At 34.4% G+C, this 25,616-nt stretch carries 21 protein-coding genes; 4 read left to right on the top strand and 17 right to left on the bottom strand.

Going from position 1 to position 25,616, the window contains the following annotated elements; translation table 11 throughout:
• The 6 genes from B2745_RS08920 to pdhA all read right to left on the bottom strand — a co-directional run.
• The coding region (locus B2745_RS08920) for a hypothetical protein (protein ID WP_304065498.1) at positions 1 to 496 on the bottom strand (496 nt) is incomplete at its 3' end.
• A 489-nt stretch (positions 497 to 985) separates the two neighbouring features.
• Positions 986 to 1,996, bottom strand: a complete 1,011-nt coding sequence (locus B2745_RS08915; protein ID WP_304065496.1) for an inorganic phosphate transporter — start codon at positions 1,994 to 1,996, stop codon at positions 986 to 988.
• 28 nt (positions 1,997 to 2,024) lie between these two features.
• Positions 2,025 to 2,663: a DUF47 domain-containing protein gene (locus B2745_RS08910; protein ID WP_026902825.1), complete on the bottom strand. Its 639-nt coding sequence runs from the start codon at positions 2,661 to 2,663 to the stop codon at positions 2,025 to 2,027.
• 85 nt (positions 2,664 to 2,748) lie between these two features.
• Complete coding sequence (locus B2745_RS08905) at positions 2,749 to 3,795, bottom strand: sensor histidine kinase (protein ID WP_304065494.1); 1,047 nt, start codon at positions 3,793 to 3,795, stop codon at positions 2,749 to 2,751.
• 110 nt (positions 3,796 to 3,905) lie between these two features.
• Positions 3,906 to 5,513: a pyruvate dehydrogenase complex dihydrolipoamide acetyltransferase gene (locus tag B2745_RS08900; RefSeq protein ID WP_304065491.1), complete on the bottom strand. Its 1,608-nt coding sequence runs from the start codon at positions 5,511 to 5,513 to the stop codon at positions 3,906 to 3,908.
• Between the two features lie 77 nt (positions 5,514 to 5,590).
• Positions 5,591 to 6,586: a pyruvate dehydrogenase (acetyl-transferring) E1 component subunit alpha gene (pdhA, locus tag B2745_RS08895; RefSeq protein WP_026902828.1), complete on the bottom strand. Its 996-nt coding sequence runs from the start codon at positions 6,584 to 6,586 to the stop codon at positions 5,591 to 5,593.
• A 232-nt stretch (positions 6,587 to 6,818) separates the two neighbouring features.
• Here pdhA and B2745_RS08890 point away from each other — a divergent pair, with 232 nt between their 5' ends.
• Together B2745_RS08890 and B2745_RS08885 are read left to right on the top strand one after the other, a co-directional pair.
• Positions 6,819 to 7,382: a C40 family peptidase gene (locus tag B2745_RS08890; RefSeq protein WP_026902829.1), complete on the top strand. Its 564-nt coding sequence runs from the start codon at positions 6,819 to 6,821 to the stop codon at positions 7,380 to 7,382.
• 54 nt (positions 7,383 to 7,436) lie between these two features.
• The gene (locus tag B2745_RS08885) at positions 7,437 to 8,489 is read left to right on the top strand and encodes an endonuclease/exonuclease/phosphatase family protein (protein ID WP_304065489.1); all 1,053 of its coding nucleotides are present in this window, start codon (positions 7,437 to 7,439) and stop codon (positions 8,487 to 8,489) included.
• Here B2745_RS08885 and B2745_RS08880 read toward each other — a convergent pair whose 3' ends face one another.
• The 5 genes from B2745_RS08880 to B2745_RS08860 all read right to left on the bottom strand — a co-directional run bounded on the left by B2745_RS08880 (position 8,490) and on the right by B2745_RS08860 (position 15,481).
• Positions 8,490 to 8,678, bottom strand: coding sequence for a hypothetical protein (locus B2745_RS08880; protein ID WP_039454090.1), 189 nt, complete (start codon positions 8,676 to 8,678; stop codon positions 8,490 to 8,492). It abuts the gene before it with no gap.
• A 39-nt stretch (positions 8,679 to 8,717) separates the two neighbouring features.
• Positions 8,718 to 12,470, bottom strand: coding sequence for a DUF3857 domain-containing protein (locus tag B2745_RS08875; protein ID WP_304065487.1), 3,753 nt, complete (start codon positions 12,468 to 12,470; stop codon positions 8,718 to 8,720).
• Between the two features lie 60 nt (positions 12,471 to 12,530).
• Positions 12,531 to 14,081 carry an Rne/Rng family ribonuclease gene (locus B2745_RS08870; RefSeq protein ID WP_304065485.1) on the bottom strand — a complete coding sequence of 517 codons (1,551 nt, stop codon included), beginning with the start codon at positions 14,079 to 14,081 and terminating at the stop codon, positions 12,531 to 12,533.
• 243 nt (positions 14,082 to 14,324) lie between these two features.
• Complete coding sequence (locus B2745_RS08865; RefSeq protein ID WP_304065483.1) at positions 14,325 to 15,176, bottom strand: tetratricopeptide repeat protein; 852 nt, start codon at positions 15,174 to 15,176, stop codon at positions 14,325 to 14,327.
• A 5-nt stretch (positions 15,177 to 15,181) separates the two neighbouring features.
• Positions 15,182 to 15,481, bottom strand: a complete 300-nt coding sequence (locus tag B2745_RS08860; protein WP_026902835.1) for an HU family DNA-binding protein — start codon at positions 15,479 to 15,481, stop codon at positions 15,182 to 15,184.
• 174 nt (positions 15,482 to 15,655) lie between these two features.
• Here B2745_RS08860 and mutY point away from each other — a divergent pair, with 174 nt between their 5' ends.
• Together mutY and B2745_RS08850 are read left to right on the top strand one after the other, a co-directional pair.
• The gene (mutY, locus tag B2745_RS08855; RefSeq protein WP_304065481.1) at positions 15,656 to 16,705 is read left to right on the top strand and encodes an A/G-specific adenine glycosylase; all 1,050 of its coding nucleotides are present in this window, start codon (positions 15,656 to 15,658) and stop codon (positions 16,703 to 16,705) included.
• 19 nt (positions 16,706 to 16,724) lie between these two features.
• Positions 16,725 to 17,165 carry a single-stranded DNA-binding protein gene (locus B2745_RS08850; protein ID WP_026902837.1) on the top strand — a complete coding sequence of 147 codons (441 nt, stop codon included), beginning with the start codon at positions 16,725 to 16,727 and terminating at the stop codon, positions 17,163 to 17,165.
• Between the two features lie 71 nt (positions 17,166 to 17,236).
• Here the strand turns inward: B2745_RS08850 and B2745_RS08845 are convergent, their stop codons facing one another.
• The 6 genes from B2745_RS08845 to B2745_RS08820 all read right to left on the bottom strand — a co-directional run bounded on the left by B2745_RS08845 (position 17,237) and on the right by B2745_RS08820 (position 25,529).
• Entirely contained in the window at positions 17,237 to 19,429 is a 2,193-nt protein-coding gene (locus B2745_RS08845; RefSeq protein ID WP_304065479.1) for a S9 family peptidase, read from the bottom strand.
• Between the two features lie 12 nt (positions 19,430 to 19,441).
• Complete coding sequence (locus tag B2745_RS08840) at positions 19,442 to 20,389, bottom strand: M20/M25/M40 family metallo-hydrolase (RefSeq protein WP_304065477.1); 948 nt, start codon at positions 20,387 to 20,389, stop codon at positions 19,442 to 19,444.
• The gene (locus B2745_RS08835; protein ID WP_304065475.1) at positions 20,389 to 22,218 is read right to left on the bottom strand and encodes a M61 family metallopeptidase; all 1,830 of its coding nucleotides are present in this window, start codon (positions 22,216 to 22,218) and stop codon (positions 20,389 to 20,391) included. Before B2745_RS08835 ends, B2745_RS08840 begins: the two co-directional genes overlap by 1 nt.
• 286 nt (positions 22,219 to 22,504) lie before the next feature.
• On the bottom strand, positions 22,505 to 23,224 hold the full coding sequence (gene pgl, locus B2745_RS08830) for a 6-phosphogluconolactonase (RefSeq protein ID WP_304065473.1): 720 nt from the start codon (positions 23,222 to 23,224) through the stop codon (positions 22,505 to 22,507).
• Positions 23,224 to 24,750: a glucose-6-phosphate dehydrogenase gene (zwf, locus tag B2745_RS08825; RefSeq protein WP_304065471.1), complete on the bottom strand. Its 1,527-nt coding sequence runs from the start codon at positions 24,748 to 24,750 to the stop codon at positions 23,224 to 23,226. The genes pgl and zwf overlap by 1 nt, the downstream gene beginning before the upstream one ends.
• Positions 24,751 to 24,797: 47 nt before the next feature.
• Positions 24,798 to 25,529, bottom strand: a complete 732-nt coding sequence (locus B2745_RS08820) for an ROK family protein (RefSeq protein ID WP_304065469.1) — start codon at positions 25,527 to 25,529, stop codon at positions 24,798 to 24,800.
• Between the last annotated feature and the right edge of the window lie 87 nt (positions 25,530 to 25,616).

The following is a 25,616-nucleotide window of genomic DNA, read 5'->3' as shown; positions in this document are numbered from 1 at the left end:
TAACACGCATATATTTTAAGTTTTTTTCATTGGGTTTAATAATAGAAAATTTTCTGTTCTTTAGTTCATGTTCGAGGATGTGTAAAATAATTTCTTTAGAAATAATATTAATTTTACTGTCTTTTACTTCAATATAGTTGAACCCAACTTTATCTCCATCAACAAAAATTATATAATCTTGAACGCTTATTTTATCTTTAAATTTACTATATGCTTTAAATTCAGTGATGAGTACTTCTTTAACTTCACTGTTGCCTTCTAATTTGTATATCAATGTAGCTTCTCCGTTTATACGTTTATGAGGAGTTATAATAGGAAATTCATCGTGGTTTAATACGTTAATTGAAAGGGCTTCTCTCATCAATTCACTATATAAGCGACCTAGCTTTCCCTGTTGATAATCAATAGTCGAAGTGTTAAAAGTGCATTTTCCCCAACTTAAGCTGATGTTAAAAGTAAGTAAAATAGTAATTATAAGAAGTTTAGGTAGTTTCATTACGTTATGCTTTTCAAAATATTAATGGTGATGATTTGTATTTCCAACAATTTTTAATAAGTTTGATTAACCTAAAGTAAACAAATAATTTAAAATACAAAAATTTATTATCTCAAGTCCACGTATAGCCCACCTATACCCCACGTTTTATCCACGTTTTATCCATATCTCCTTCGGTGCTTCTCACAGACTTCTCCCAGACACCTTCGGAAAAACAGGACCATTTCCCGAACAAGTCTCGAACATGGTAGGGAGGAAGCTTAAAGCAGAAGGCTAAAGGCGGAAGGCTTAATCAATCTTATAAGCGGAAAGCAGAATGCTAAAGGCTTAATCAACCAATCCATCAAAAATCAATCAATCTTATGAGCGGAAGGCTTTAAATCATCATGATATGAATAAAAGCATCTAAGAAGCAAAACAGCTAAAGCCATAAAAAAAGGAAGTAAGTTTAAACCTACTTCCCTTTCTAATATTTAGAAAATATGCTTATTAGAACACATAATGGATAATGGCATATACCAAGCCTGCTAAAGTTGCAGAAACTGGAATGGTTAAAACCCAAGCCCATATTAAACTATAAGTAACTCCCCATTTTACGGCAGAGAAACTTTTGGTGATACCAACACCAATAATAGAACCTGTTATGGTATGGGTAGTAGATACCGGGATACCAAAATGCTCGGTAATACCTAAAGTTAAAGCACCAGCAGTTTCGGCACTTACACCTTCTAAAGCGTTAACTTTGGTGATTTTTGTTCCCATGGTTTTCACAATTTTCCATCCACCACTCATGGTCCCTAAAGCTATAGCTGCATAACATACAATTGGAATCCATTCTGGCATGGTGTCTCCGTTTTGCAAAACGCTGCTGGCAACTAAAGCTACATAAATAATACCCATAACCTTTTGAGCATCATTACCACCATGAGCAAAACTTAACGCTGCTGAAGATGCTAATTGGAGCCTCTTAAACCATCTTTCTGCAGTTGCAGGTCGGGCATAACGGGCTATATTGATGATAATTAAAGTAATGATGATGGATATAGTAGCACCTATAAGGGGTGCTAACACAATGAAAGAAACTGTTTTTAATATAGGAGAGATATTAATGGCTTGTAATATACCATCGCCTAAAATTAAAGAGTGTGCTATACCAGCCCCAGCAAAACCACCTATAAGGGTATGAGATGAACTGGATGGAATACCGTAATACCATGTTAACAAATTCCAACCTATTGCGGCAGAAAGACCTGCTAAAATTACCTCTAGCGTGATATAGTCTTCTACAACTGTTTTAGCTATGGTATTGGCTACTTTATGATCTGTAAAGTAAAAATATGCAGCAAAGTTAAAGGTTGCTGCCCAAAGCACAGCCTGAAAAGGTGTTAATACTTTGGTTGAAACTATAGTAGCAATAGAGTTTGCTGCATCATGAAAACCATTGATGTAGTCAAAAACGACAGCCATTATAATAACAATAACAAGAAGTGTAGTTACCATTAAGGGATTTGTTTAAGAATAAATAAACTTATGCGTTTTTAACTAATATAGATTCTAGTACATTAGCTACATCCTCGCACATATCTGTTGCGGTTTCTAATGCTGATAAAACCTCTTTGTATTTAATGATGGTTTTAGCATCATCTTCGTAATCAAAAAGATCTCCTACTGCTTTATCAAAAACGTAATCTGCTTGATTTTCTATGCTGTTGATTCTTACGCAAGAATCAGTAATAACACGAATATTTTTTAAATTCTTAAGCTCTTTAACAGCCTTTTCAACATCTATACAACCTTGTTTTACCAAATCAGCCAGCTTTTTGATAGGCTCTGTCATTTCGGTAACGTTGTACAGCAACATTCTGTTAGCAGAACCGTGTATGTAATCAGCAATATCGTCTAAAGCAGAAGCTAAGGCATGGATATCTTCTCTATCAAAAGGGGTAATAAAGGTTTTGCTGAGCTCTAAATAAATTTGATGGGTAATTTCATCACCCTTATGCTCTAAATTTTCTATACTTTTATAATAAGGCTCTCTGGATGCTTCTGGAGAGTTTACAAGGCCTTCCAGTTGATTAGCCATTTCTATAAGGTTTGCACTTGCTTTTTCGAAAAGAGGGAAAAACTTTCTGTCTTTAGGAATGAAATAAGAAAAAATATTGTTCATTTCTTGTATTGTAGCTTTAGTTTACAAAGCTAACATCCCAATGTTAAGTAATTGTTAATTTTTTGGTTTCCCCTTAACACCAGATTTATGGAAAAACAAGTAAAGAATCTTTTCCTTTTTCTAAAGTAAAGCCAAAAGTAGAACCTAAACCGGTGGTACTTCTCACATGTATAGTTTGATGGTGCGCTTCAACAATATGTTTAACAATTGCCAAACCTAAACCCGAACCTCCAATTTGTCTTGACCGACTTGAATCTGTTCTGTAAAATCGTTCAAATAAACGTGGCAGGTATTTTTCTTCTATACCAATACCATCATCGGTAATTTCTATGAGTATTTGCTCATGCATCTCAAATATGGTAATAGAAGTACTTCCATACTCTTTGCCATATTTAAAAGAATTATCGATGAGATTTACCAATACTTGTCTAATCTTTTCTCTATCCGCGTTTACATAGGTTGGCTGTTGATATTTTTCTTTAAAAATCAGGCTAATATGATATTTCTGTGCTTTTAGCTCTAAAGATTCCATCACTTCCTTGATGAGGGTAGTAATATCAAATTTTTGATAATTGATTGGAATATCTCCACTCTCCAGTTTAGATATTTCATTTAAATCTTTGATTAAAAAACTAAGTCTTTCTACATTTTTGGATACTTTATTCAAAAATTGCTTAGCCAATTCAGGGTCTTCCAAAGCACCATCCTGTAAAGCATCAACATAACCCTCTATAGCAAATAAAGGGGTTTTAAACTCATGGGATATATTAGATAAAAATTCTCGTCTAAATTTTTCCTGCTTTTTTAAATCATCTATTTCTGTTTTCTTATCCCTTGCCCACTCTTTTACTTCTTGTTCTACATCATTAATGGGGTCCGGACTTACATATTCGCCTAAGGCATCTTTGAGATCTTTCCCCAATTTTAAGTTATGGATAAGTTTATAGATGATTTTAATCTTGGAGTAAATGTATTTTTCTAAGAGCACATAAAATACCAGGTAACTTACACAGGTAGATATCCCCATACTGATAGCAAAGTAATACCAACTGTGCTGAAAGTAATAATTTACAATACCTATAGATACACCAACAGCTAGTGCATTTAAAAATACCAAAGTGCGCAATTTCATAACTACAAGATACTTAATTTAAAGAGGTTATATGTTAAATTATGGTAAAGATAAAAAGAAAGCCCTATCCAGTTGAGACTGAATAGGGCTTTAAGATGATTGTAAAAATATTATGCCAATAACCTAATAGGCGCTTCTAATAAACCTTTTAAAGTTTGTAAGAAAGCAGCTCCGGTAGCACCATCAATCACTCTATGGTCGCAACCTAAGGTTAACTTCATGACGTTTCCTGGAACAACTGCACCATTTTTAACTACTGGAACTTGTTGTATAGCCCCAACAGATAAGATAGCTCCGTCTGGTGAGTTGATGATGGATGTAAATTCATCTATACCAAACATACCTAAGTTAGAAACGGTGAAGGTAGAACCTTCCCAATCTGATGGCTGTAATTTTTTGGCTTTTGCTTTTTGTGCGTAATCTTTAACTTCTGCTGATATTTGAGATAAGCTTTTACCATCAGCAAAACGCACTACTGGTACTAATAAACCATCTTCTACAGCCATAGCTACACCAATATTGGTATGCTCGTTAAAACGGATTTTGTCTCCTCTGAAAGAAGAATTTACAGCAGGGTGTTGTTTTAGCGCTACCGCTACCGCTTTGATAACGATATCATTAAAAGATACTTTTACAGGCGCTACGGTATTGATTTGCGTACGAGCAGCCATAGCACCGTCCATATCAATACTGATGGTTAAGTAGAAGTGTGGTGCTGTAAATAAAGATTCGCCTAAACGTTTCGCAATTACTTTACGCATTTGCGACATTGGTTTTTCAGTAAATTTCTCTTCGCCAACAAAAGTAGGGATAACCACTTGTGGTGCAGATGACTCTTTAGAACTACCTTCTGCTTTTGCAGCTGGTTTATAATCTTCTACATCTTTTTTAACGATACGTCCGCCTTCTGCGCTTCCTTTAATTTCTGATAAGCTAATACCCTTTTCTTGAGCTAATTTTTTTGCTAGAGGAGAAGCTTTAACTCTGCTATCATCTGATGATGATGCTTCTTCTTTAACAGGAGCAGAAGTTGTAGCCTCAGCAGCAGCTTGAGCCGGCTCAGCAGATTTTTCTTTTTTGGCAGCCCCGCCTTTACCTGCTTTTAGTAAAGGTTGTATATCTGTACCTTCTTTACCAACAATAGCAATAATATCATTAACTTGGGCAGCTTTACCTTCCTCAACACCTATGTATAAAAGTGTACCTTCTTCATAACCCACTACTTCCATGGTGGCTTTATCAGTCTCTACATCAGCTAAAGAATCATCTGCTTTAATTTTGTCTCCAACTTTGAAATTCCATTTATTGATAACGCCCTCTGTCATGGTATCACTTAAAAGTGGCATACGGATAACAGCGGCTGGTATACCAGAAACATCAACATCTTCTTCTTCAGTGGCTACAGGAGCAGCGGCTTCTTCTTTTTGTTCTTCGGCTTTTGCAGTTCCAGAACCTTCTAATACTGATTTATAATCTTCACCAGCTTCACCAATGATTGCAATAAGAGCATCAACCGGAACGGCATTGCCTTCCTCAACACCAATATATAAAAGGGTACCTTCTTGGAAAGATTCAAAATCCATAGTTGCTTTATCAGTTTCAATTTCTGCAACTACATCACCTGCTTTTATTTTATCACCAACTTTCTTATGCCATTTAGCTAATACCCCTTCAGTCATGGTATCGCTCATTTTAGGCATTTTTATTGCTTCAGCCATTATATTTTAAGTATTAATACGGTTATTTAAAATAGAAACCGGATATAGGATAATCACCTACATCCGGTTATAAAATCTTAGTCTTTAATAAATGGATAGTTTTCCTGTGCATAAACATCAGTAAACAATTCTGATGGGTCTGGCCAAGGAGATTCTTCAGCAAATTTTACTGCTTCATCTATCTGATTTTTAATTTTAGCGGCAACTTCATCAAACCAGGCCTGGTCTGCCCATTTTTCTTTTTCAATTTTAGCCTTTACCACTTCAATAGGGTCTTTAGCTTTATATTCTTCTACCTCTTCTTTGGTTCTGTATTTCTGAGGATCAGACATCGAGTGACCTTTATATCTGTATGTTCTTATTTCTAAGAAAGTTGGTCCTTCGCCTCTTCTTGCTCTTTGTACGGCCTCGTCCATAGCATTATGAACTGCAACAGGATCCATGCCATCTACTGGAGCACATGGCATTTCATATCCAAGCCCAAGTTTATAGATGTCTGTAGTGTTAGATGTTCTCGCTACGGAAGTCCCCATTGCATAACCGTTGTTCTCAACAACAAATATCACTGGTAGTTTCCATAACATAGCCATGTTAAATGTTTCGTTTAATGAGCCCTGACGTACAGCACCATCGCCCATATAGCAAACATTTACATTATCTGTTCCCAAATATTTCTCTGCAAACGCAAGTCCGGCACCTAATGGAATTTGACCTCCAACAATACCATGACCACCATAGAATTTATTTTCTTTATCGAAGAAGTGCATAGAACCACCTTTACCTTTAGAACAGCCGGTTGCTTTACCATACATCTCTGCCATAGCTGCGTTTGGAGACATTCCTTTAGCAATTGGATGAGCATGATCTCTATAAGCGGTTATTAAGCTATCATCTTTTTTGGTAGCAGACATGGTACCGGCTATTACAGCCTCTTGCCCAATGTATAAGTGGCAAAAACCTCTTATCTTTTGCTGCCCGTATAATTGCCCTGCTTTTTCTTCGAACCTTCTTAGTAGAAGCATTAATTCATACCAATAAAGGTATGTTTCTTTGGTTATCGCAACTGAACTCATTCGTTATTTATCTAATTAAATATGGGAAAGCAAATCTATTAATATATCAACAAATAAAAAACCTATAAGGTGGTAATTTTTACTATTTTACATATCTATTGTTAAAATTTGTTAAAAGTTTAGTATTATTGTTGCAAAGGCAGTAGATAAGGCTTACTTTTGTCACGCTGCAAAATAATATTTTGTAAAGGTCGTTAGAGACAAACGTTCAACCCTAAAAAAATATATTTGAATGAAGAAAATCATGATTTTAATACTTTTAGCCGCTTTTTCGCTAAATAGTAACGCCCAAAATTCTAAATCTACCTCTTCAAATAGCGCCTCCAAACAAGAAATTTCAGATCCTGATAACTTAGCAAGTCAGTTTTTCTCGCAAGTAATGGGTGTAGCTATATCTGCTACCTCGAACACTAAAATGTACCAATTTATTTATGATTGGTTGGGTACGCCTTACCGTTTAGGTGGAGATACCAAGAAAGGTGTAGATTGCTCTGGTTTTGCTTTCCAGTTGTATGAGAAAACTTTTAATACCATTATTGGAAGTAATTCAAGAAATATTTTTAGTATGGTAAACCCGGTGAGTAAGGTAGAGTTAAAAGAGGGTGATTTGGTGTTCTTTAAAATTAAAAGTAAATCTATTAGCCATGTTGGTGTGTATATTGGTGATAATAAATTTGCCCACGCATCTTCTAGCAAAGGTGTAATGATTAGTAATTTGAACGAGCCTTATTGGCAAAGGTACTTTTATAAAGGCGGAAGATTACTAGAATCAATAAAAGATAAAATGCAAAACTAAATATTATAATCCTGCCTAAACAGCAGGATTTTTTGTTTCTACACTTTTTTAATCATGAAAACCCTTAACCTGATATTAGGATATTTATTTATTCTTTTTTCTTTCATTCCTTTTATCAGACACGACTACTGGATATTTAGAGTATTTGAATATCCTAGATTTCAAAAACTGCTGATAAGTTTGTCCTTATTGTTTGTGTTCATCATTTTATTTAATGATGATACACTTTCTGACTATACTTTTATTGGTTTATCTGCAATCAATAATCTGTATCTTTTTTATTTAATATGCCCCTTTACTTTAATCGGTAGAAAGCAAATACAAAGTAATCCGAAGCGTAAAGAATCGCATATCAGTATACTTATTTTTAATGTTTTACAAGATAATACTGACTATAGCATTACTCGTCAGATACATAAATTAAACCCTGATGTTTTATGCTTTGTAGAAACCAACCAAAGGTGGACAGCTAAGCTGAAAGCCGAAACCAAAAAAGCGTATCCTTACGAAATATTAAGTCCGTTAGAAAACACTTATGGAATGATTTTCTTTTCTAAATTCCCATTAGAAGATGCTCAAGTTCATTTTATTGTTAAAAATGATATCCCATCTATAAGTGTAAAAGTTGTTTTAACTGACGGAAAGAAAATTCAGTTGTATTGTGTACATCCAGAACCGCCGGTACCACAAGAAAACCCGAGGTCTACCGCTAGGGATAAAGAATTACTCATCATTGGGAAGTGGGCTAAGGAGCAAAAATTGCCTGTAATTGTGATGGGAGACTTAAATGATGTAGCCTGGAGTTATACCACAGAATTGTTTTGTAAAGTATCTGAGCTTTTAGACCCAAGAAAAGGGAGGGGATTTTTTAATACTTTTAATGCTAAAAGCCATCTTTTACGCTTTCCATTAGACCATATTTTCTGCTCTAAAGAATTTTTGGTAAATCAAATAAAGCGTTTGCCTTATGCTGGCTCAGATCATTTTCCTATGTATATAGATTTAGCACTTAAACCCGAATGCAGTCAAATGAACGAGCCTGAAAAAGCTAACGCTGCCGAAAAAGAAATGGCAAAAGAGAAAATGAGTAAAGAAGTTATATCTTAGTTATTTAGAAGTATCAGCCGTTGTTCTTACAAGGCTTATACCTGTAAAGAAAAATATAACCCCTAATATACCAACTACAATTAAGCTTCTGGTATCTGCCGATTGCTGTATAACATTTACTGCTGTATAAATTAAGCCAATAATTCCTAGAATGGTTAATATAGTTCCGAAAGTTCTTTTAATATTCATGATGCTATTTTTACAGCATCATGAACAAAATATCTGCCACTATTTAATCGCTAATTGTTTACTATCGGCTAAAACAATCTTCTTGTAAGTATTCATGAAATTTTCTACTTCACCAGCTGTTATCATATCCTTGTTAACGGAAAATTTACGCTCAAATATCAATTTATTATTTACAAGTTTTGAAGTGAGTGAATAGCTTAAATAAGCATTTTGATAGGAAACTGATGGTATATTTTCTATAATAGTTTTACCAACAGGTAGCTCTAGTGTAATAACTTCTGACTCGTTATCTAAGTTATAAATATTTGTAAAGTCTATCGGGAATTTACGTTCACCTATAATATTAATATCAGAAGCTAATGTTTGATTAGACCAAGGAAGTGTAATTATTTGCATACCACCTATACTTTTAATATCATCTTTAATTGTGTATTCTATTGATGTAAATACACTATCTCTGTTTAAGGTGTTTTTCTCAATATTTTTGAATTTTAGTAAGCTTAACTCTGATGTAGGTTTAGCATTTCTTAACGCTTCTAGCATTTTCTTAGATTTATCTTTTTCGCTTAATTCAGCATAAGTTTCTCTTACAGCCGCTGCTTTAGATGAAACCTTACAATTATCTTCTTTAATGAGTAGGTCGGCATTATTAAGTTTTATATCCACTTTTCGAGTGATATTATTTTTCTGCCTACTTTCTGGATTAAGATGTTTTATACCCGTTTCCTTATCAGAGTCGTCAATATCCAGAATTACAGATTGCAAACTTGAGTTATATAAACTTCCAAAAGGTAAATAAGAAGATGTTAATTCTAAATAATAAGGTTTATTATTTAGAATTATCTTAGCAATACAATGGTTAAAATCTATAGAAGGAAGCATTAGGCTTTTGGTACCGTTATCTCTAGTGTTAACCAATACTAAATTTGCATTTAAACCTGCTTCTTTACACATAGTTACAAACAAAGTAGAAACATCTTTACAATCTCCTATTAGCGTATTGAGAACGGTTGCTGGCTCTTGTGGTACTAAACCACTCTGGCGAAACGGTACTGAGCTATAAGTGATATTCTCTGTTATAAAATCATAAATTAGTTTTGCTTTGTCATAGTCGTTTAACAGATTTTTTTGATTTGATAATAAGTTCTTAACTGTTTCTTTTACCTCATAATTAGGTCTTGCTTTGGCAGAAGCCATATCATAATACCAATTAGAAACAAAACGCCAATCTGGAATTGTAGTCAAATAAAGAATATTTGCTACATCTTCTATAGAAGGCATTTTATCTTCATATTTTAAGCCTTCTTGATCTTGATCTTCAAATACCAAAAGTTCGTAATCATCAATTTTAGTTCTTTTTGGCTCAATACTTTTTTGTGAGAACTTATATTGAAGAGGAATATCCTGAGCTACTAACAAACTGTATTTAGTTTTTTTGTAGGGATAATAATGTGAAAAGTAGTAAGTATCCCAAAATTTGTTTGCAAGCTGCCCTTGTGAATAGTTTTCTACACGATAATTAACATAAATAGCATCGCCTACTTCCAAATTTGTAAAAACAATATCTTGATCATTTATTTCGCCCGGTACTTTTTGACCACTAGCTTTAATAACAACAGCTTCTTCTATTAAATACCTTTGACGGCTATTGGCTGATACAGTATATTCTTTCCAATTCTCAACACCTTTAGAGTTAAGTATTTTAGCCATCATATAATATCTTTCTTCCGAGCCTCCGCTTGCATGTATAATAGTTTGTACTTCATCTATTAAAATAACACATTCGTCATCTGGATAATCACTTTGCTTTGGAGAATCTGCTAATATTTTAGAAATTTCTACTTTCTCGAAGTAATCAAACAAAGGCTTTTTCCCTTGCATTTCTCTCAGTTCTTTTATAGCGTCATAGTTGTTAGGGTTCAATTCAAGTACTTTTTTGTATGCTGCTATAGCTTCATCTTTTTTACCTAAACTTTTATTTATCTTAGCTATATCTAAATGATAAACATCAGTATAAGGAGAAAGGTCTAAAACTTTACTTTCAAACTCTTTAGCTTTTGTATAGTTTTGAACTTGATAATATTGTCTTACAATGTCTAAATAAATATCTTTAGAAATAGGGTTATTTAAACTTTCTTCGATTAAAACTTCGATACCTTTATCAAATACACCTGTAGTTATGTATAAATTTGCCAAAAGTTTGCTTGCATTGTAATTGTTAGCAGTTTTAAGATACTTTTTTAAGACTGCAAATGCATTGCTATTATTTTTCTTTATCTCTTTTTCTACTAGAAACTTAAGCTCTACAAACTGATATTCATTAGGATAAAGCTGATAGCTTTTTTCTACTAAAGAAACTAGCTTTTCTATTTCATTTTTTAAAGAATGATACCCAATTTTAAAAGCTAAAAATGTTTGATGATTAGGCCCATAAAAATCTTCTAATTTTTTCAAATACTCATCCATTTTAACAAAGTCCTTTTTACTTGCGTAAAACTCATAAGCTAAAGTTAAGGCTACAGGATGCTCGGGATCATTTGCCTTTATACTTTCTTGTGTACTTTCTAAACCAGTTCTGTTATCTGTTCTATTAAATAGTTCGGTAAAAAGGATATTAACATAAGTACTTGTAGGATAATCCCTTTTTAACTGCTCTAGGCTTTTCCTGGCTTCATAGGTTTTATCTTCTCTTAAAAAAGATAAAACTTGTAATATTTGATAAGAGACTCCTTTATTAAGATTTGAAGTAAAAAAATCATTTGACTTTGATTTTACCTCCTTGATGTTGTATGGTACTGCTTTATTATAAACTTGACTATTAGAAGTGTGATTTAATGTCGAAAGTGGCTTACCTTTTTTATCTGTTAATCTGACTAAAAAATTTGAACGTCCTGCATAACTTTCTCCAATTTGTACCAGTATCCTATTAAACCCCTTATTTAGCTTTACCTCTCTTATATAGCTATCTAAATCATTGTTTCGCTCCTCTTCCTCGCTAATGATGAGTAAATCATTTAACCAAATTTTTAGAGACCCAGACACGCCAACTCTTAATTGTACTTCTTGGTCTATTGGGCTTTCAACAAAAGTTTGCCCAAACACTATTGCAGACCCTGCAGAAAAGTAATTTGTAAAATCTATCCACTTATCTTTTCTAAAATGTGTTGGTGTAAACCATTTTACTTTTGCCCCTCTTTTATCTTTAAAGATAAAATCAGGCTCTGGATGTAATAAAGCGTCATATTGCTTATCAAAACCGCTAGTTGATATGTTTTCAAACTCTCCTAAAACCTGCCATTGGGTTAAACTACCAATCTTGGTAAACATCTCATCACTTTCTTTAAACATTCTAATGCTTCTGAAATGATTTCCCAAAGAACTGTAAGCCATAGCAATCAAAGCACCATCTACATCAGATTTTTGTGTGATAGATTGATAAAATTCAAGCTCACTTTGGTTCTTCTTACTCCCAGACTTATTAAGAATAGTACTAGACCAAAGAGCTGACAAATACGGTTCTGGATTAGGGTGTGATTTATAAAAATCATTAAAATAATTAAAAGAAAGGTTATCATCTTTATGATAAGAGGACGCAAAAGCCAAACCTAATAAAGCTTCAGATTTAAAAGCTGGTAATTCTATTGCCTTTTTAAAGTAAGTATTTGCCTCAGAGGTATTATTACTTAAAAAGGCTTTCCATCCCTTTTCAATTTCATCTTGTGCAAATAATGTAGTAGTGGAAGTAGAGGCTGTAAGAAATAAACAAACAGCCAAGAGAAATCTTTTATTCATAAATAAATTTTTATGAATATAAAAGATTTTTAAAAAATATAAAATTAAATTAAAAGGAAATTACAGCTTAATTTCTTCTTCTTTACTACTTAGAAAATGAAATTCTGTTAAATGATAAGATGAAATTGCTTTTACTTTTACCCACTGATTATATTTAAAGAACCATTTTAATTGTTTAGAAAATAACCCTTTTTTAATAAAGGCTTCTAAATATGGGTGTACACAAAGGGTGATTCCCTTTTCAGCTTGTTCATTTAATATATAGTCTAAGTTACTTTCTATATCATCAAGCAGAACAATGCTGGCTTTAATTTCACCGGTACCATCGCAAGTTGGGCACTTTTCGCTGGTTACGATATTCATTTCTGGTCTTACCCTTTGACGGGTTATTTGGACTAAACCAAATTTACTTGGAGGTAAAATGGTATGCTTAGCCCTATCATGATTCATTTCTGCTTTCAAGAAATCAAACAGTTCTTTTCTGTTTGGTGCTTTGTGCATGTCAATAAAATCTATCACCACAATGCCGCCCATATCTCTTAACCTCAGCTGTCTGGCAATTTCTTTTGCTGCTTCTTTATTAACTTGTAAAGCGTTTTCTTCCTGGTTTTCTGGATTGGCTGTTCTATTACCGCTATTTACATCTATAACGTGTAAGGCTTCTGTATGCTCTACTACTAAATAAGCACCACCGGCCAAATTTACTGTCTTACCAAAAGAACCTTTAATTTGTTTCTCGATACCAAAATGTTCGAAAATAGGCTCTTTACCTTTATAAAGTTTTACGATTTTCTCCATCTCTGGAGAAATCTCATGTACATAGGATTTCACTTCTTCGTAAATGACTGGGTCATTTACATGGACATGGGTAAAATCAGCATTTAGAATATCTCTAAGAATGGTTGATGCTCTACCCATTTCTCCCAAAATTCTTTTTGATGGCTCTGTAGCAGGAAGCTTTTTCATAAAAGATTCCCATTTAGATACTAAGTCTAAAATATCCTTTTGGATTTCTGCTACTCCTTTTTTCTCTGAAACTGTTCTGATGATAACCCCAAAGTTTTTAGGCTTTATACCTTCAACAATTTTCCTGAGTCTGCTACGCTCGGTATTACTTTTTATCTTTTTAGAGATAGAAATAACATCAGAAAAAGGCACCAGAACAACAAATCTTCCGGCAATAGAAAGGTCTGAGCTTAGGCGAGGACCTTTGGTAGAGATAGGCTCTTTTGCAATTTGAACGGGTAAAAGTGTATTTTTAGTTAATACGGTAGATATTTTACCTGCCTTGTCTATATCGTTTTCTTTCTTAAAATTTGATAAAAGATAATCGTTAAAATTACCATTACGAGCCACCTTCGTTAATTTTAACAAAGTCTGCACCTGTGGACCAAGATCCAAATAATGCAAAAAGGCATCCTTCTCGTAACCGACATCAACAAAAGCAGCATTTAAACCGGGCATAATTTTTTTAATTCGGCCTAGATAAATATCGCCAACAGCATAGTTGTTGTTGACTTGCTCTTTGTTTAATTCTACGAGTTGTTTGTCTTGCAGTAATGCAATAGTTACTCCGTTTGGAGTAGAATTAATGATTAACTCCTTTACCAATAGCTAATTTTTAGAAAGCTCAAATATAGAGCTTTAATCTACAAAGGAAATTTTAGGAAATAGTGTTAAAAAACAGAAAACACAAAGCTCTTTTATTTTAAAAAAGAGCATCGTGTTAAGCGTTCAAGAAATTATTTTTTCTTGTGTCTGTTTTTTCTTAAACGTTTTTTACGTTTATGAGTAGCCATTTTATGTCTTTTTCTTTTTTTACCGCTTGGCATAATCTTAAATTTTTATGTTTATTTAATTACTTAATTCTTTCACTTTCCTATCAACAAAGTTTGTTAAACCTGGGTCAGCAGCAAGCTCTTTACTTTTTTCGTAAGCAGCAATAGCTTCTTTTTTCATCCCTAAGTTTTCATAACTGGTTGCCAAATAGAAGTAAGCTTCTGGTTTTGGATCAATGGCTATTACCGTTTTAAAACGATCTACCGCTTTATTAAACTGCCCAGATTTCATAGAAAACAGGCCTAGATTTAAATTAGCGCTTAAGTTCTTAGGGTCTTTTTGTACCACGGCAAGTAACATTTGTATTCCTTGCATTGGACTTTTGCCTTCACTAACATAAGCCACACCTAAGCCGGTTTGAGCTTCTAAACTTTCTTTATTAAGCTCTAATGCTTTTGAATATGCATTTTTTGCTTTTTCTATCAATCCAGGAATTGCAGTGGTATCACTATAATTCTGGTAACCTTCAGTAAATTTATCTCCAGCTTTTAACCAGTTCTCTAAAACTGGTTGTTTTGTGGCGATAGCCTCATAAGCAAAAGCCGCAGGTAAAGGCTGGTTTACATCCTCCCATTTTTGAGCCAGTTGCTTTTGTAATGCTAAGGCCTCGTCTTCAGAAGCACCTTTTAACTCTTTTTCAAGCTTTTCTATCTCTGCCGCTAAACTAGCGTTAATGTTTTGTTTAGCTACAGTACTGATACTTTCTTGCGAAACCGAAGAAGCTGCGGAGCTACTTGTAGTAGCAGTGCTTCCTTCCTGAACTTCAGAAGCATCCTCTTGTTTTACTAAGCCTTTAATATCAAGACTCAACAATATACCCATCAACACCACTACACTTCCTATCGCTATATATTGTTTAGTCTTCATAATTTTTAAGCTTTAACTGATGCTTTGTTACCTGATTTTACTTTGTCTACAAATACTTTTGCAGGTTTAAAACTTGGCACAAAGTGCTCAGGGATAATTATTGCTGTATTTTTAGAAATATTTCTAGCTGTTTTTTCTGCTCTCTTTTTTACAACAAAACTTCCAAAACCTCTAACATAAACATTTTCTCCGCTTACCATCGAGTTCTTAACTACTTTAAAGAATGCCTCTACGGTTTCTTGCACATCAACTTTCTCAATTCCTGTCTTATTTGCAATTTCAGCAATAATCTCTGCCTTTGTCATGTCTATATGTTCTTTTTTATATTTAATTAATTCTACCCAATATTTGGGGTTGCAAAAGTATTGCTTTTAGTTGAATAAAGGAAAATAATTACGTAAAATTTTGAATCAACAAGCTATTATCCAACCTATAAGCTATTTTTTAACGTTTTTAAAGCATTAAACGTAATTTTGTGCATGAAATTTTCAGACACTTTAATTGGTTGGTATAACGTAAATAAGAGAAACTTACCTTGGAGAGATACCCGTGATGCTTACTTGATTTGGCTTTCTGAAATTATACTACAACAAACACGGGTTGAGCAAGGAATGCCTTATTATTTTAGGTTTGCGGAACGTTTCCCTACGGTTAAAGAGTTTGCCGAGGCTTCTGAAGATGAAGTTTTACGGTTGTGGCAAGGTTTAGGATATTACTCTAGAGGAAGAAATATGCTTAAAACTGCTATAAAAGTTATGGAAGAGCATGATGGTGTATTCCCGTCTGATTATAATTCTTTGATTAAACTAACAGGTATAGGAGCTTATACGGCTGCTGCCATATCATCATTTTCTGCAAACGAAGCCCGGGCAGTAGTGGACGGAAATGTATATAGACTGATTTCGAGACACTTTGGGGTAGAGACACCTATCAATACCCCAAAAGGAAATAAAGAGTTTCAGGAGTTAGCAAATGAGCTATTAAACCCATATTTAGCTGGAGAACATAACCAAGCTATGATAGAGTTTGGTGCTCTACAATGTAAGCCTAAAAATCCTAATTGTAGCATTTGCCCTTTTATCACTTCTTGCTATGCTTATCAAAACAAAAAAGTTAATGAATTGCCTGTAAAGCTTAAAACCTTAAAAATTAAGCAGCGTTTCTTTGCTTATTTTGTGGTAAGGAGCGGAAATCACATCCTGTTTAAAAGAAGAGATAACAGTGATATATGGGCTGGTTTACATGATTTTCCGATGATAGAGTTTAACCAAGAACCTACACTTGCCGAGCTAAAATTACACCCAGATTATCAATCATGGTTTCCTAAAGACGCAAAAATAGAAGCTGTTTCTTTCCCGGTAAAGCATATTTTAACACATCAAAGAATATTTAGCACATTTATTGAAATAGATAGTGTTAATGATGAAATTGTAAAAGAGAAGGGATGGTTATGGCTGAATTTAAACGACTTAGATCAACACGCACAACCTAAATTAATTTTTGCTTTTTTAAAAAAATACTTAAATTGAAGAAAATTAATTAAGATTTATGTCAGGTATCAACAAGGTTATTTTAGTTGGCCACTTAGGGAAAGACCCAGAAGTTAGGCACTTAGAGGGAAATGTTACAGTGGCTAGTTTCCCTTTGGCTACATCAGAAACTTATAATAAAGACGGTAAAAGAATAGAACAAACCGAATGGCATAACATAGTAATGTGGCGAGGCTTGGCCGATGTTGCATCTAAATACCTACAAAAAGGTAAACTGGTTTATATTGAAGGTAAGCTTAGAACTCGGTCTTTTGAAGACAAAGAAGGACATAAAAAATACACCACAGAAGTTGTAGCAGAAAATTTTACAATGCTTGGTAGAAAAAGTGATTTTGAAAACGGTACTAACGGAACAACAGCTCAGGCAGATAAGACTGAAAACCCTGCCTCAGCATCTAATTTTAGTTTAGATCCTGTGGATGATGATTTGCCTTTCTAAACCTTTTTCATAAAACATACAAAAGCCCTTAAAGACATTTTTTAAGGGCTTTTTGTTTGAGATAAAACTTATTACTTTCCTCCCGGAGGGCAATATTCTTTCAAGAATTTAGTAAAAGTACTTGCTAAGTGTTTTGTTGTTCCCTCGCCTTCAGAAATACTATGACTTCTGTTAGGATAGCTCATCATCTGGAAGGTTTTATTGTGTTTGATTAACTCGTTAATCATCTGTTCTGCGTTGTTATAATGCACATTATCATCTCCGGTACCATGTATCAACAATAAATTCCCTTGTAGCTTGCTAGCATGTGCCAATGGCGAGCCTTTTACAAAAAACTCTTTATCTTCTGGCAATAAGCCCATGTAGCGCTCTTGATAAATATTATCATAATTAAGCTGATTATCTACCGCAGCTATAGAAATACCTGTTTTATAAATTTCAGGATATTGGAATAAAAGATTTAAGGTAGAAGAGCCGCCACCACTCCAACCCCAAACCGCTATACGGTCTTTATCTACATAAGGCCATTTTAAAATCTCTTTAGACGCCATAGCTTGGTCTCTGATGTTTAAAATACCAATATTTCTATAAATAGATTTTCTCCATTCTCTGCCTTTTGGAGCTGGTGCGCCACGACCTTCTACAGACATGTAGATATAACCATCATTAGCCATATTACCGGCATATAATCTGTTAAAACCTATTCCAAACCTGTTTACCACGGTTTGCGATGCTGGCTCGCCGTAAACATAAAATACAACTGGATATTTCTTTGAAGCATCAAAATTAGTTGGTTTTACCATCCAGCCATCCATTTCTATACCATCTTCTGTTTTTACTTTAAAAAACTCTACCTGTGGCAATTTCATAGATTTAAACCTTGCCGGGATTTCCTTTTCTGATAGCACTTTATGCTCTGGTAAACTCACCACTTGCGAGACAGGATAGTTTGCCGTACTAGAAAAACTATGCAAAGCTACTTTTCCGTTAGGCGATATATCATAATCATGTGTACCTGCTTGGTTTGCCGGACTAACCCTTACAGCTTTTGCACTACCATCAATTTTAACGCGATATAAATAAGTTTCTGTAGCATTATCTGGTGATGCTGTAAAGTAAATGAGTCCGTTTTTTTCATCAATTAAACTGATATTGATGATGTCATAATCTCCTTTTGTAATTATTTTTTCTTTACCATCTAAATCAATACTGTAGATATGACGCCAGCCGTCTTTCTCGCTCACCCAAATGTATTCTTTACCTTCTTTTATCCAATCCCAACCTGTAGGGTCATCATCATTCCACCTAGATTTTATGTCTATCCAAGCCGTTTCCTTTTCTTCGTAAATGGTTTTTACTTTACCATCTATAGCATTACAAAGCATTACTTTACTGATGTTTTGCCTACGATTTAATTGTTGGATAATAAGCTGATTGTTATTATTAGCCCATTCCATACGTGGGATATAATGTTGTACAGCATCGCCAGGTACAGCCATCCATTTTGTTGGTCCACCACCAGATGATACTACACCAATTCGGCATCTGCTTGGGTCTTCTCCCACTACCGGATATTCTACCGGAATGGTAAATGGATACAAAGAATCAGTATTGTTAATCATGAGATAGTCTTTAGTTTTACGAGCATCTAATTGCCAGTAAGCTATAGATTGCCCGTTAGGAGACCATCTAAAACCGTCTCTACAACCAAATTCTTCTTCGTAAACCCAATCAAAAGTACCGTTAATGAGTTTGTTAGCACCATCAGTAGTTAAAGCTTTGTTTCTTCCGCTAGCTAATTCCTCCACATAAATATTATTTTTACTAACATAAGCTACACGAGTACCATCAGGAGAGAATTTGGCGAACATTAAAGATGAGGTAGGCTTGTCTTTACCTAACTGCTGTAGTTTTTTGCTTTGGGTATCATACACCCAATAATCTCCACGGGTATCATAACGCCATACTTTTACCGTGTTAGTGTGCAGCAATAACTTCTTTTTATCATCACTTAAACTAAACCTTTTAACATCTAAAGGTTTGCCATTAGGCGGAGTTAGAGCCGCTTGATTTAAAATAATGGTTTCGTTTTTGGGATTTCTGATATCTATTTCTACGATACCTTTATCATTAATTTCATAATAAGTAAAACCATCTTGCGACCACTGTGTACCAGGCCCAAATTGTGCTTTTACATTTAAAAAACTGACGAATAATAAAACAGCTAAAACTATTTTACCCATTTTCTGAATATTATTTTTCATGATAATCTGTTTTTATCTTTTTAGTGATACTCTGCTTGGTGTATCGTCTCCTTTAATAATTGATGTTGCGCTTAGGATGATAGCCTGAATTGTTTCTGTGACGTTTTCAATATCCAGTGTTTCTATTTCATCATCCACAGTATGGTAGAAATTATCTTTATCTATTTGTACAGTAGAAATGGTATGTGCTGGCACACCTAATCTGGCTAAAGTTGCATTATCAGAACGGTAAAATAGGTTTTGTTCTGGATATGGATCGGGATGAAAAGTAAACTGGCTACCCTTTAAATTTTTTTGTAAGATTTGCCCAAAATCAGAATAATTAAAACCTGTAATAAAAGCGTTTTTCTTGCCAAATTTTGATTCTTTACCTATCATTTCTATGTTAAACATAGCCTTTACCTTATCGGGATTTAATTGCTTGGAGAAAAACTGAGAGCCGTATCCACCTATTTCTTCTGCTGTAAAAGCTACAAAAATCAAGGTTCTTTCGTTATCCTTTTTTTGTGCAAAATATTTAGCCAGTTCTAAAACTGCTGCTACGCCAGAAGCATCATCATCTGCTCCGTTAGCGATAGAATCTTTACCCACAGGTTTTATAAGACCAATATGATCATAATGGGCAGAAAAAATAACATATTCATCTTTTAAAGATTTACCCGGCAACACACCTACAACATTGTATAAATCTAGTTTTTGATATTTGAAATTTTGAAAATAGTAGTTTAAGCCATTAAAGGGTTGTAAGCCTGCCTGCTCAAATTGATAAGCGATGTAATTTGCTGCTTTGGCAATGTCTTCTTTTACCAATGCGTTTCTGCCACGCATTTCATCCGAGGAAAGCGTTTTAATATGTGCCTCTACATCTTTTACATTTAATTTAATATGGGGTAGAGGCTGTGCTTGGCAAGCTGAGAAGGTAATCCCTAAAGAAACTGTATAAATAATATTTTTTATCATTATTCTGTTGATTTTGATTTAAGCCATTTCTCTCTAAAAGCAAGAATCTCTGAAGTTATTTCCATACCCAGCTTTTCGTAAGTGTTTAAGCCTAAAGCGGGATTATAAGTTAAGGTAAGTAAAGTATTTTTAACTTTTCCATCTCTCTCGTAAGTGATAGAGATTTGCTCGCCAGGTTTTTTGGTAGCCAAAAAAGCTTCAAAGTCTTCTACTTTAGAAAAGTTTGTACTATCGGCATTTAAAATATAATCGCCAGCTTCTAAACCTGCATCATAAATAGGAGTGTTAAATAAAGCTGGCGAAAGCAATTTTAGTTTCCCGTTTTCTGGGTTGAATCTTAGATTCCCTACATAAGCAGAAAATGGCTTGGTACGATTTAAGTCATATCCGGCTTTAGCCAATAAACTTCTATAATTGGGTTTTTGTATGCCATAGATATAGTTGGTAAAGAAAGTTTTAGCAAAATCATCACTGGTAAGTGCTGCTAAAGTTTGTTGTAAATCTGCAACCGTATAGGGGATTTCTGTTTTGCCATGCTTTTGCCAAAGCAGTTTCATATAGTCATCTAAAGAAAGGTTAAATTGGCTTTGTAAGGTTAAATCTAAGGCTAAAGCGATGATGTTTCCGTACAGATAATAAGAGCTATAGATGTTGTGATTATTGGTTGGGTCTATAGCCACTCCAGCATCTACAAAAACAGCTCTTCTGCTTATTTCTATGGGCGAATAGCGGTTTGCCCCTGGCGAGTTGAGTACGTTGTTTAAGAAATAGCCTTGTGTTGCCATAAATTCATCAATACTCGTAACTCCGGCTCTTGCCTGTAATAATTCGCCATAATATTGTGTAAAGCCTTCTGCAAACCATAACTCATCGCTCATATTGGCTTTTTCGAAATTAAAAGGTTCTAAAGTTTTAGGTCTGATACGTTCTACATTCCAAGCATGGAAAAACTCGTGTGAGATGGTGCTTAGAACATCATTAAGGCTACTCTCTAGATTTGCTGCTTGCTGCGGAATAACGGTTGAGTTGCGGTGCTCCATCCCGTCTGAGGCATTACTAGGTAAAACATCAATTAGGAAAGTATACTCTTTAAAATCAAATTGTGGGAACTCGCCAAAAACGGCCTCTGCTTCTTTCACAATTTTTTTAGTTTTTGATGTTAAATTTTGCAAAGTAGAATCGGCGGCAGCACCATGGTAAACAATTTTAATTTTTTGGACGCTACCATCTTTATTTAAAACATCAAAACTTTTTACTGTAGCTGCTGATATTTCTATGGGGCTATCCATAAAATACTGTAGATTTTTAGCTTTATAAATGCCACTATCAGCAGGCAACTGTGTATAAACTTGCCATTGCTTATCAGGTAATAGAATTTTTAAGTCTATTGGTCTTTCTTGCAAAGCCGGTACAAACATGAAAGAAGCTGGAATATTTAGATGTGCATGACGATGATCTATACCAGCATAAGTACCATCCACTCGGTTACCAAATAAAGTATAGGTGATTTTAACGCTACCTTGATATCCGGAAATCTGGAAAGCATCGCCTTCCATTTGTTTGATTTTCAACTGTTTCCCATCTGCCTGATAGGCCAAAACATCGTAAATATTTTTACCAAACTCGTGGGTGGCATACCTACCTGGAGAAGACCTTGCCATCTTTACTATAAAACTATCTTGTGGCGGGTTAGGTATTACTAAACTGATTTGAGCTTCGTGATGTACCGCATTATTTAAGGAAACGGTATAGGAAATTGGGGCTTCTTGCGCCCATATAACCAAACTATTTAAAGTTAGCGCAGTTAAAAGAAATAATTTTTTCACCATTTTATTATAAAGTGGGTTGAAATTAATGAAAAATTGAAGTTTTTAGCTTCTTGTAAAAAAATTGTTATTGTGTTGTACTCATAAGGTTTAAGCTATTCATAATCATAGGTAAAACCTCTCATATTTGCAGAAATAATTAAAATTGAACCCCTAATGATGATAGCGTGATTTTACAAATCAGATTCTGAAATCCAAAGACCCTCAGCGTGATTGCCAAACATCATTAGCTAAAAAACAAAAAAGGGATGCACTAAACATCCCTCTTTATAAAATTTAACTATAAATATTAACCTAATTTTGCAGCAGCAGCCTCATCTATAAACCACTGTAAATCTCCGTTTACAGGATTTATCAATTGTGCTGGATATTTTGTAATGTCTCTCTCGCCTTCTAAAACTGCCTTTATAGCATCCGCCTTAGCGTTACCAAAAGTTAAAAAAGCAATATTTTTAGCTTTGTTTATCAGAGGTGCCGTCATGCTGATTCTGTAAACTGCTTTATCTTGCAGATAAACATCTTTTACCAATTCTTCATCTATCCAAAGTACAGAAGTACCAGGAAATAAAGAGGCAGTATGCGCATCATCACCTAAGCCTAATAATATCAAATCAAAAACAGGTTCATCTTTAAAATGCTGCGATATACATTTCTCATAATTTAAAGCCGCACTGGCAGGGTCTAAACCTGTATCTACTTTAAAAATTTGGCTTTCGCCGATGCTTAAAGGGGCAAATAAAGCCTTATAGGCCATTAAGTAATTACTATCCGGATGGTCATGAGCTACATAGCGTTCATCACCAAAAAAGAAATAAACTTTTTCCCAGGCAATTTTATTTTTTAAAGCGTCGCTAGCCAAAAGCTCGAATAATTTCTTTGGCGAACTTCCACCAGACAAGGAAACATTAAAGCTCCCATTGTGCTGAATAGCCTCATTTGCTACTGTAATGAAATAATCTGCTATGGCAACAATAGCCTCATCAGCATTTTTAAATATATTCAGTTTCATTATTTCTTCTCTTTTTTGTTTTTTACAGGCATGGTAAACCAGTGGAAACCATCTTTAGCTATTAAAGCTTCTGCAATTTCTGGGCCCCAACTGTCGGCTGCATAATTAGGGAAATTGATACTTTTTCTAGACTCCCAATTTTCTACTACAGGCATTAACAATTCCCAAGCAGCCTCAATTTGGTCGGCTCTCATGAAAAGTGTTTGGTCGCCTTCCATCACATCTAACAATAAAGTTTCATAAGCTTCAGGAGATTCTGCCGGATAAGTACCATCGTAATTAAACACCATATCAACCGGGTTTAAAATCATATCTAAACCTGGCCTTTTAGCTTGTACCTGCAGCCTGATACTCATTTCTGGCTGAATACTAATGATTAACCTATTTTGCTGCCAACTTTCTGATGCTTCTATAGGGAAAATTGGGTGAGGGACATCTTTAAACTGTATACTGATAACCGATGCTTTTTGGTGCATACGTTTCCCTGTTCTTACATAAAAAGGTACATTTTGCCAACGCCAGTTATCAATAAAGAATTTTAAAGCAGCAAAAGTTTCGGTATTAGAGTTAGGGTCTACGCCTTTTTCTTCGCGATAGCCTACCACTTCTTCTCCTGCTACCCATCCGCCAGCATACTGTCCTCTTACGGTATTATGTTTAACCTCTTCATGACCAAATTTTCTGATAGCTCTTAACACATCAACTCTACGGTTACGAACTTCATCAGCGTTAAAGCTTACTGGTGGTTCCATGGCTACCAAGCATAAAACTTGCAAAATATGGTTTTGTACCATGTCTTTTAAAGCACCAGAACCATCGTAATATCCACCGCGATCTTCTACACCAATATCTTCTGTTACCGAGATTTGAACGTGTTCTATATAATTTCTATTCCAAATAGGTTCAAACAAAGCATTCGCAAACCTAAAAGCCATCATATTTTGAACTGTTTCTTTACCTAAATAGTGGTCTATACGGTAAATCTGAGTTTCATCAAATAAAGATTGTAGAAGTTTGTTTAGCTCTTTGGCTGATTCTAAATCGTGTCCAAAAGGTTTTTCTATAACTATTCTATTTCTTTGTTCTTTATTATCAATATTAATCGTGGCAACACCTTTAGAAATTATTGGAAAAAACTGTGGTGCTACAGATAAATAATGAATAACGTTAGAGTCTTCTCCCCACTGTTGGTCTTTTTCTTTGATAATTGCTTCTAAATCTTGATAGGTTTTATCCTTTTTAACATCAGATTGTAGGTATTGTATACAAGAAGAAAATATCTTCCATTTTGCAGCATCTGCTTTTCCGCTTCTAGAAAACTTATTGATACCGTCTAACAAAATTTCTCTAAATTTTTGGTCGTTATACTCGGTTCTTCCTAAGCCTATAATGGTAAACTTTTCTGGCATATAACCATCTAAGTATAAATTATATAGTGCGGGAATAAGTTTTCTAGCGGCTAAGTCTCCGGTTCCACCAAAAATAGTAAATACGGTGGGTTTGGGTTTAAGATTATTGGTTTTCATCTCTTTATTATAGGTTGGTTTTGCCTATTTGTTTAGTTTATTTTTATTTAGGGATTTACAGACTGCACACAAAAATCATCATCTTTTTGCCACATGAAAGCGCCCCCTTTTATTCCGTCTCTGTTACGAGCAATTTTTATATGATCGTCTAATTTGAAAGTTATTTTTTTAGCATTTCCACCGCTAAGGTAAAGTTTATCGTAATTAATTACAGTTTTAAATGTCTTTAAAACATCTTTTACGTTTTTGTTCCATTCTTCCAGACCATCCTCAATTAAGGCATCGTCACCAATAAACTTATCATAAGTAAGGTTTTTTCTAACTGGCAGATGCGCTAATTCTAAATGTGGAAGCAAGCTTCCATCCATAAACAAAGCTGTACCAAAACCGGTACCTAAGGTTATAACCATTTCTAAGCCTTCGCCAGAAATTAAACCAAAACCCTGCATATCAGCATCATTAAGTAACCTTACTGGCTTATTTAGTTCTTTTGCAATTAGGAGAGCCAAATTACAACCTGCCCATAATGAAGTGCCTAAGTTAGGCGCTGTTGCGATAACTCCTTTTTTTACATAACCTGGAAAACCAACGGATATTTTATCAAAAGAAGGAAAATCAGCTATCAGCTTTTTAATGGCTTTGATAACATTTTCTGGACTTGCCTTTTCTGGAGTAGGAACTTTTTGGTATTCTACCAACATCTCTCCGGAGGTATTTAAAACAGTTGCTTTAATACTTGTTCCGCCAATATCAATAGCTAAAATATGTTCGTTTTTCATAGAATTATTATGATTGTTTGATCACTTTATTGCATTTAATAATTCTGCTGCTAAGCTAAACATTATTCGATTATATAGAAGCCGATT

This window comes from Pedobacter glucosidilyticus, assembly GCF_002483235.1.
Lineage (GTDB): Bacteria > Bacteroidota > Bacteroidia > Sphingobacteriales > Sphingobacteriaceae > Pseudopedobacter > Pseudopedobacter glucosidilyticum_B.
This window is presented reverse-complemented; position numbering and strand designations above follow the sequence as displayed.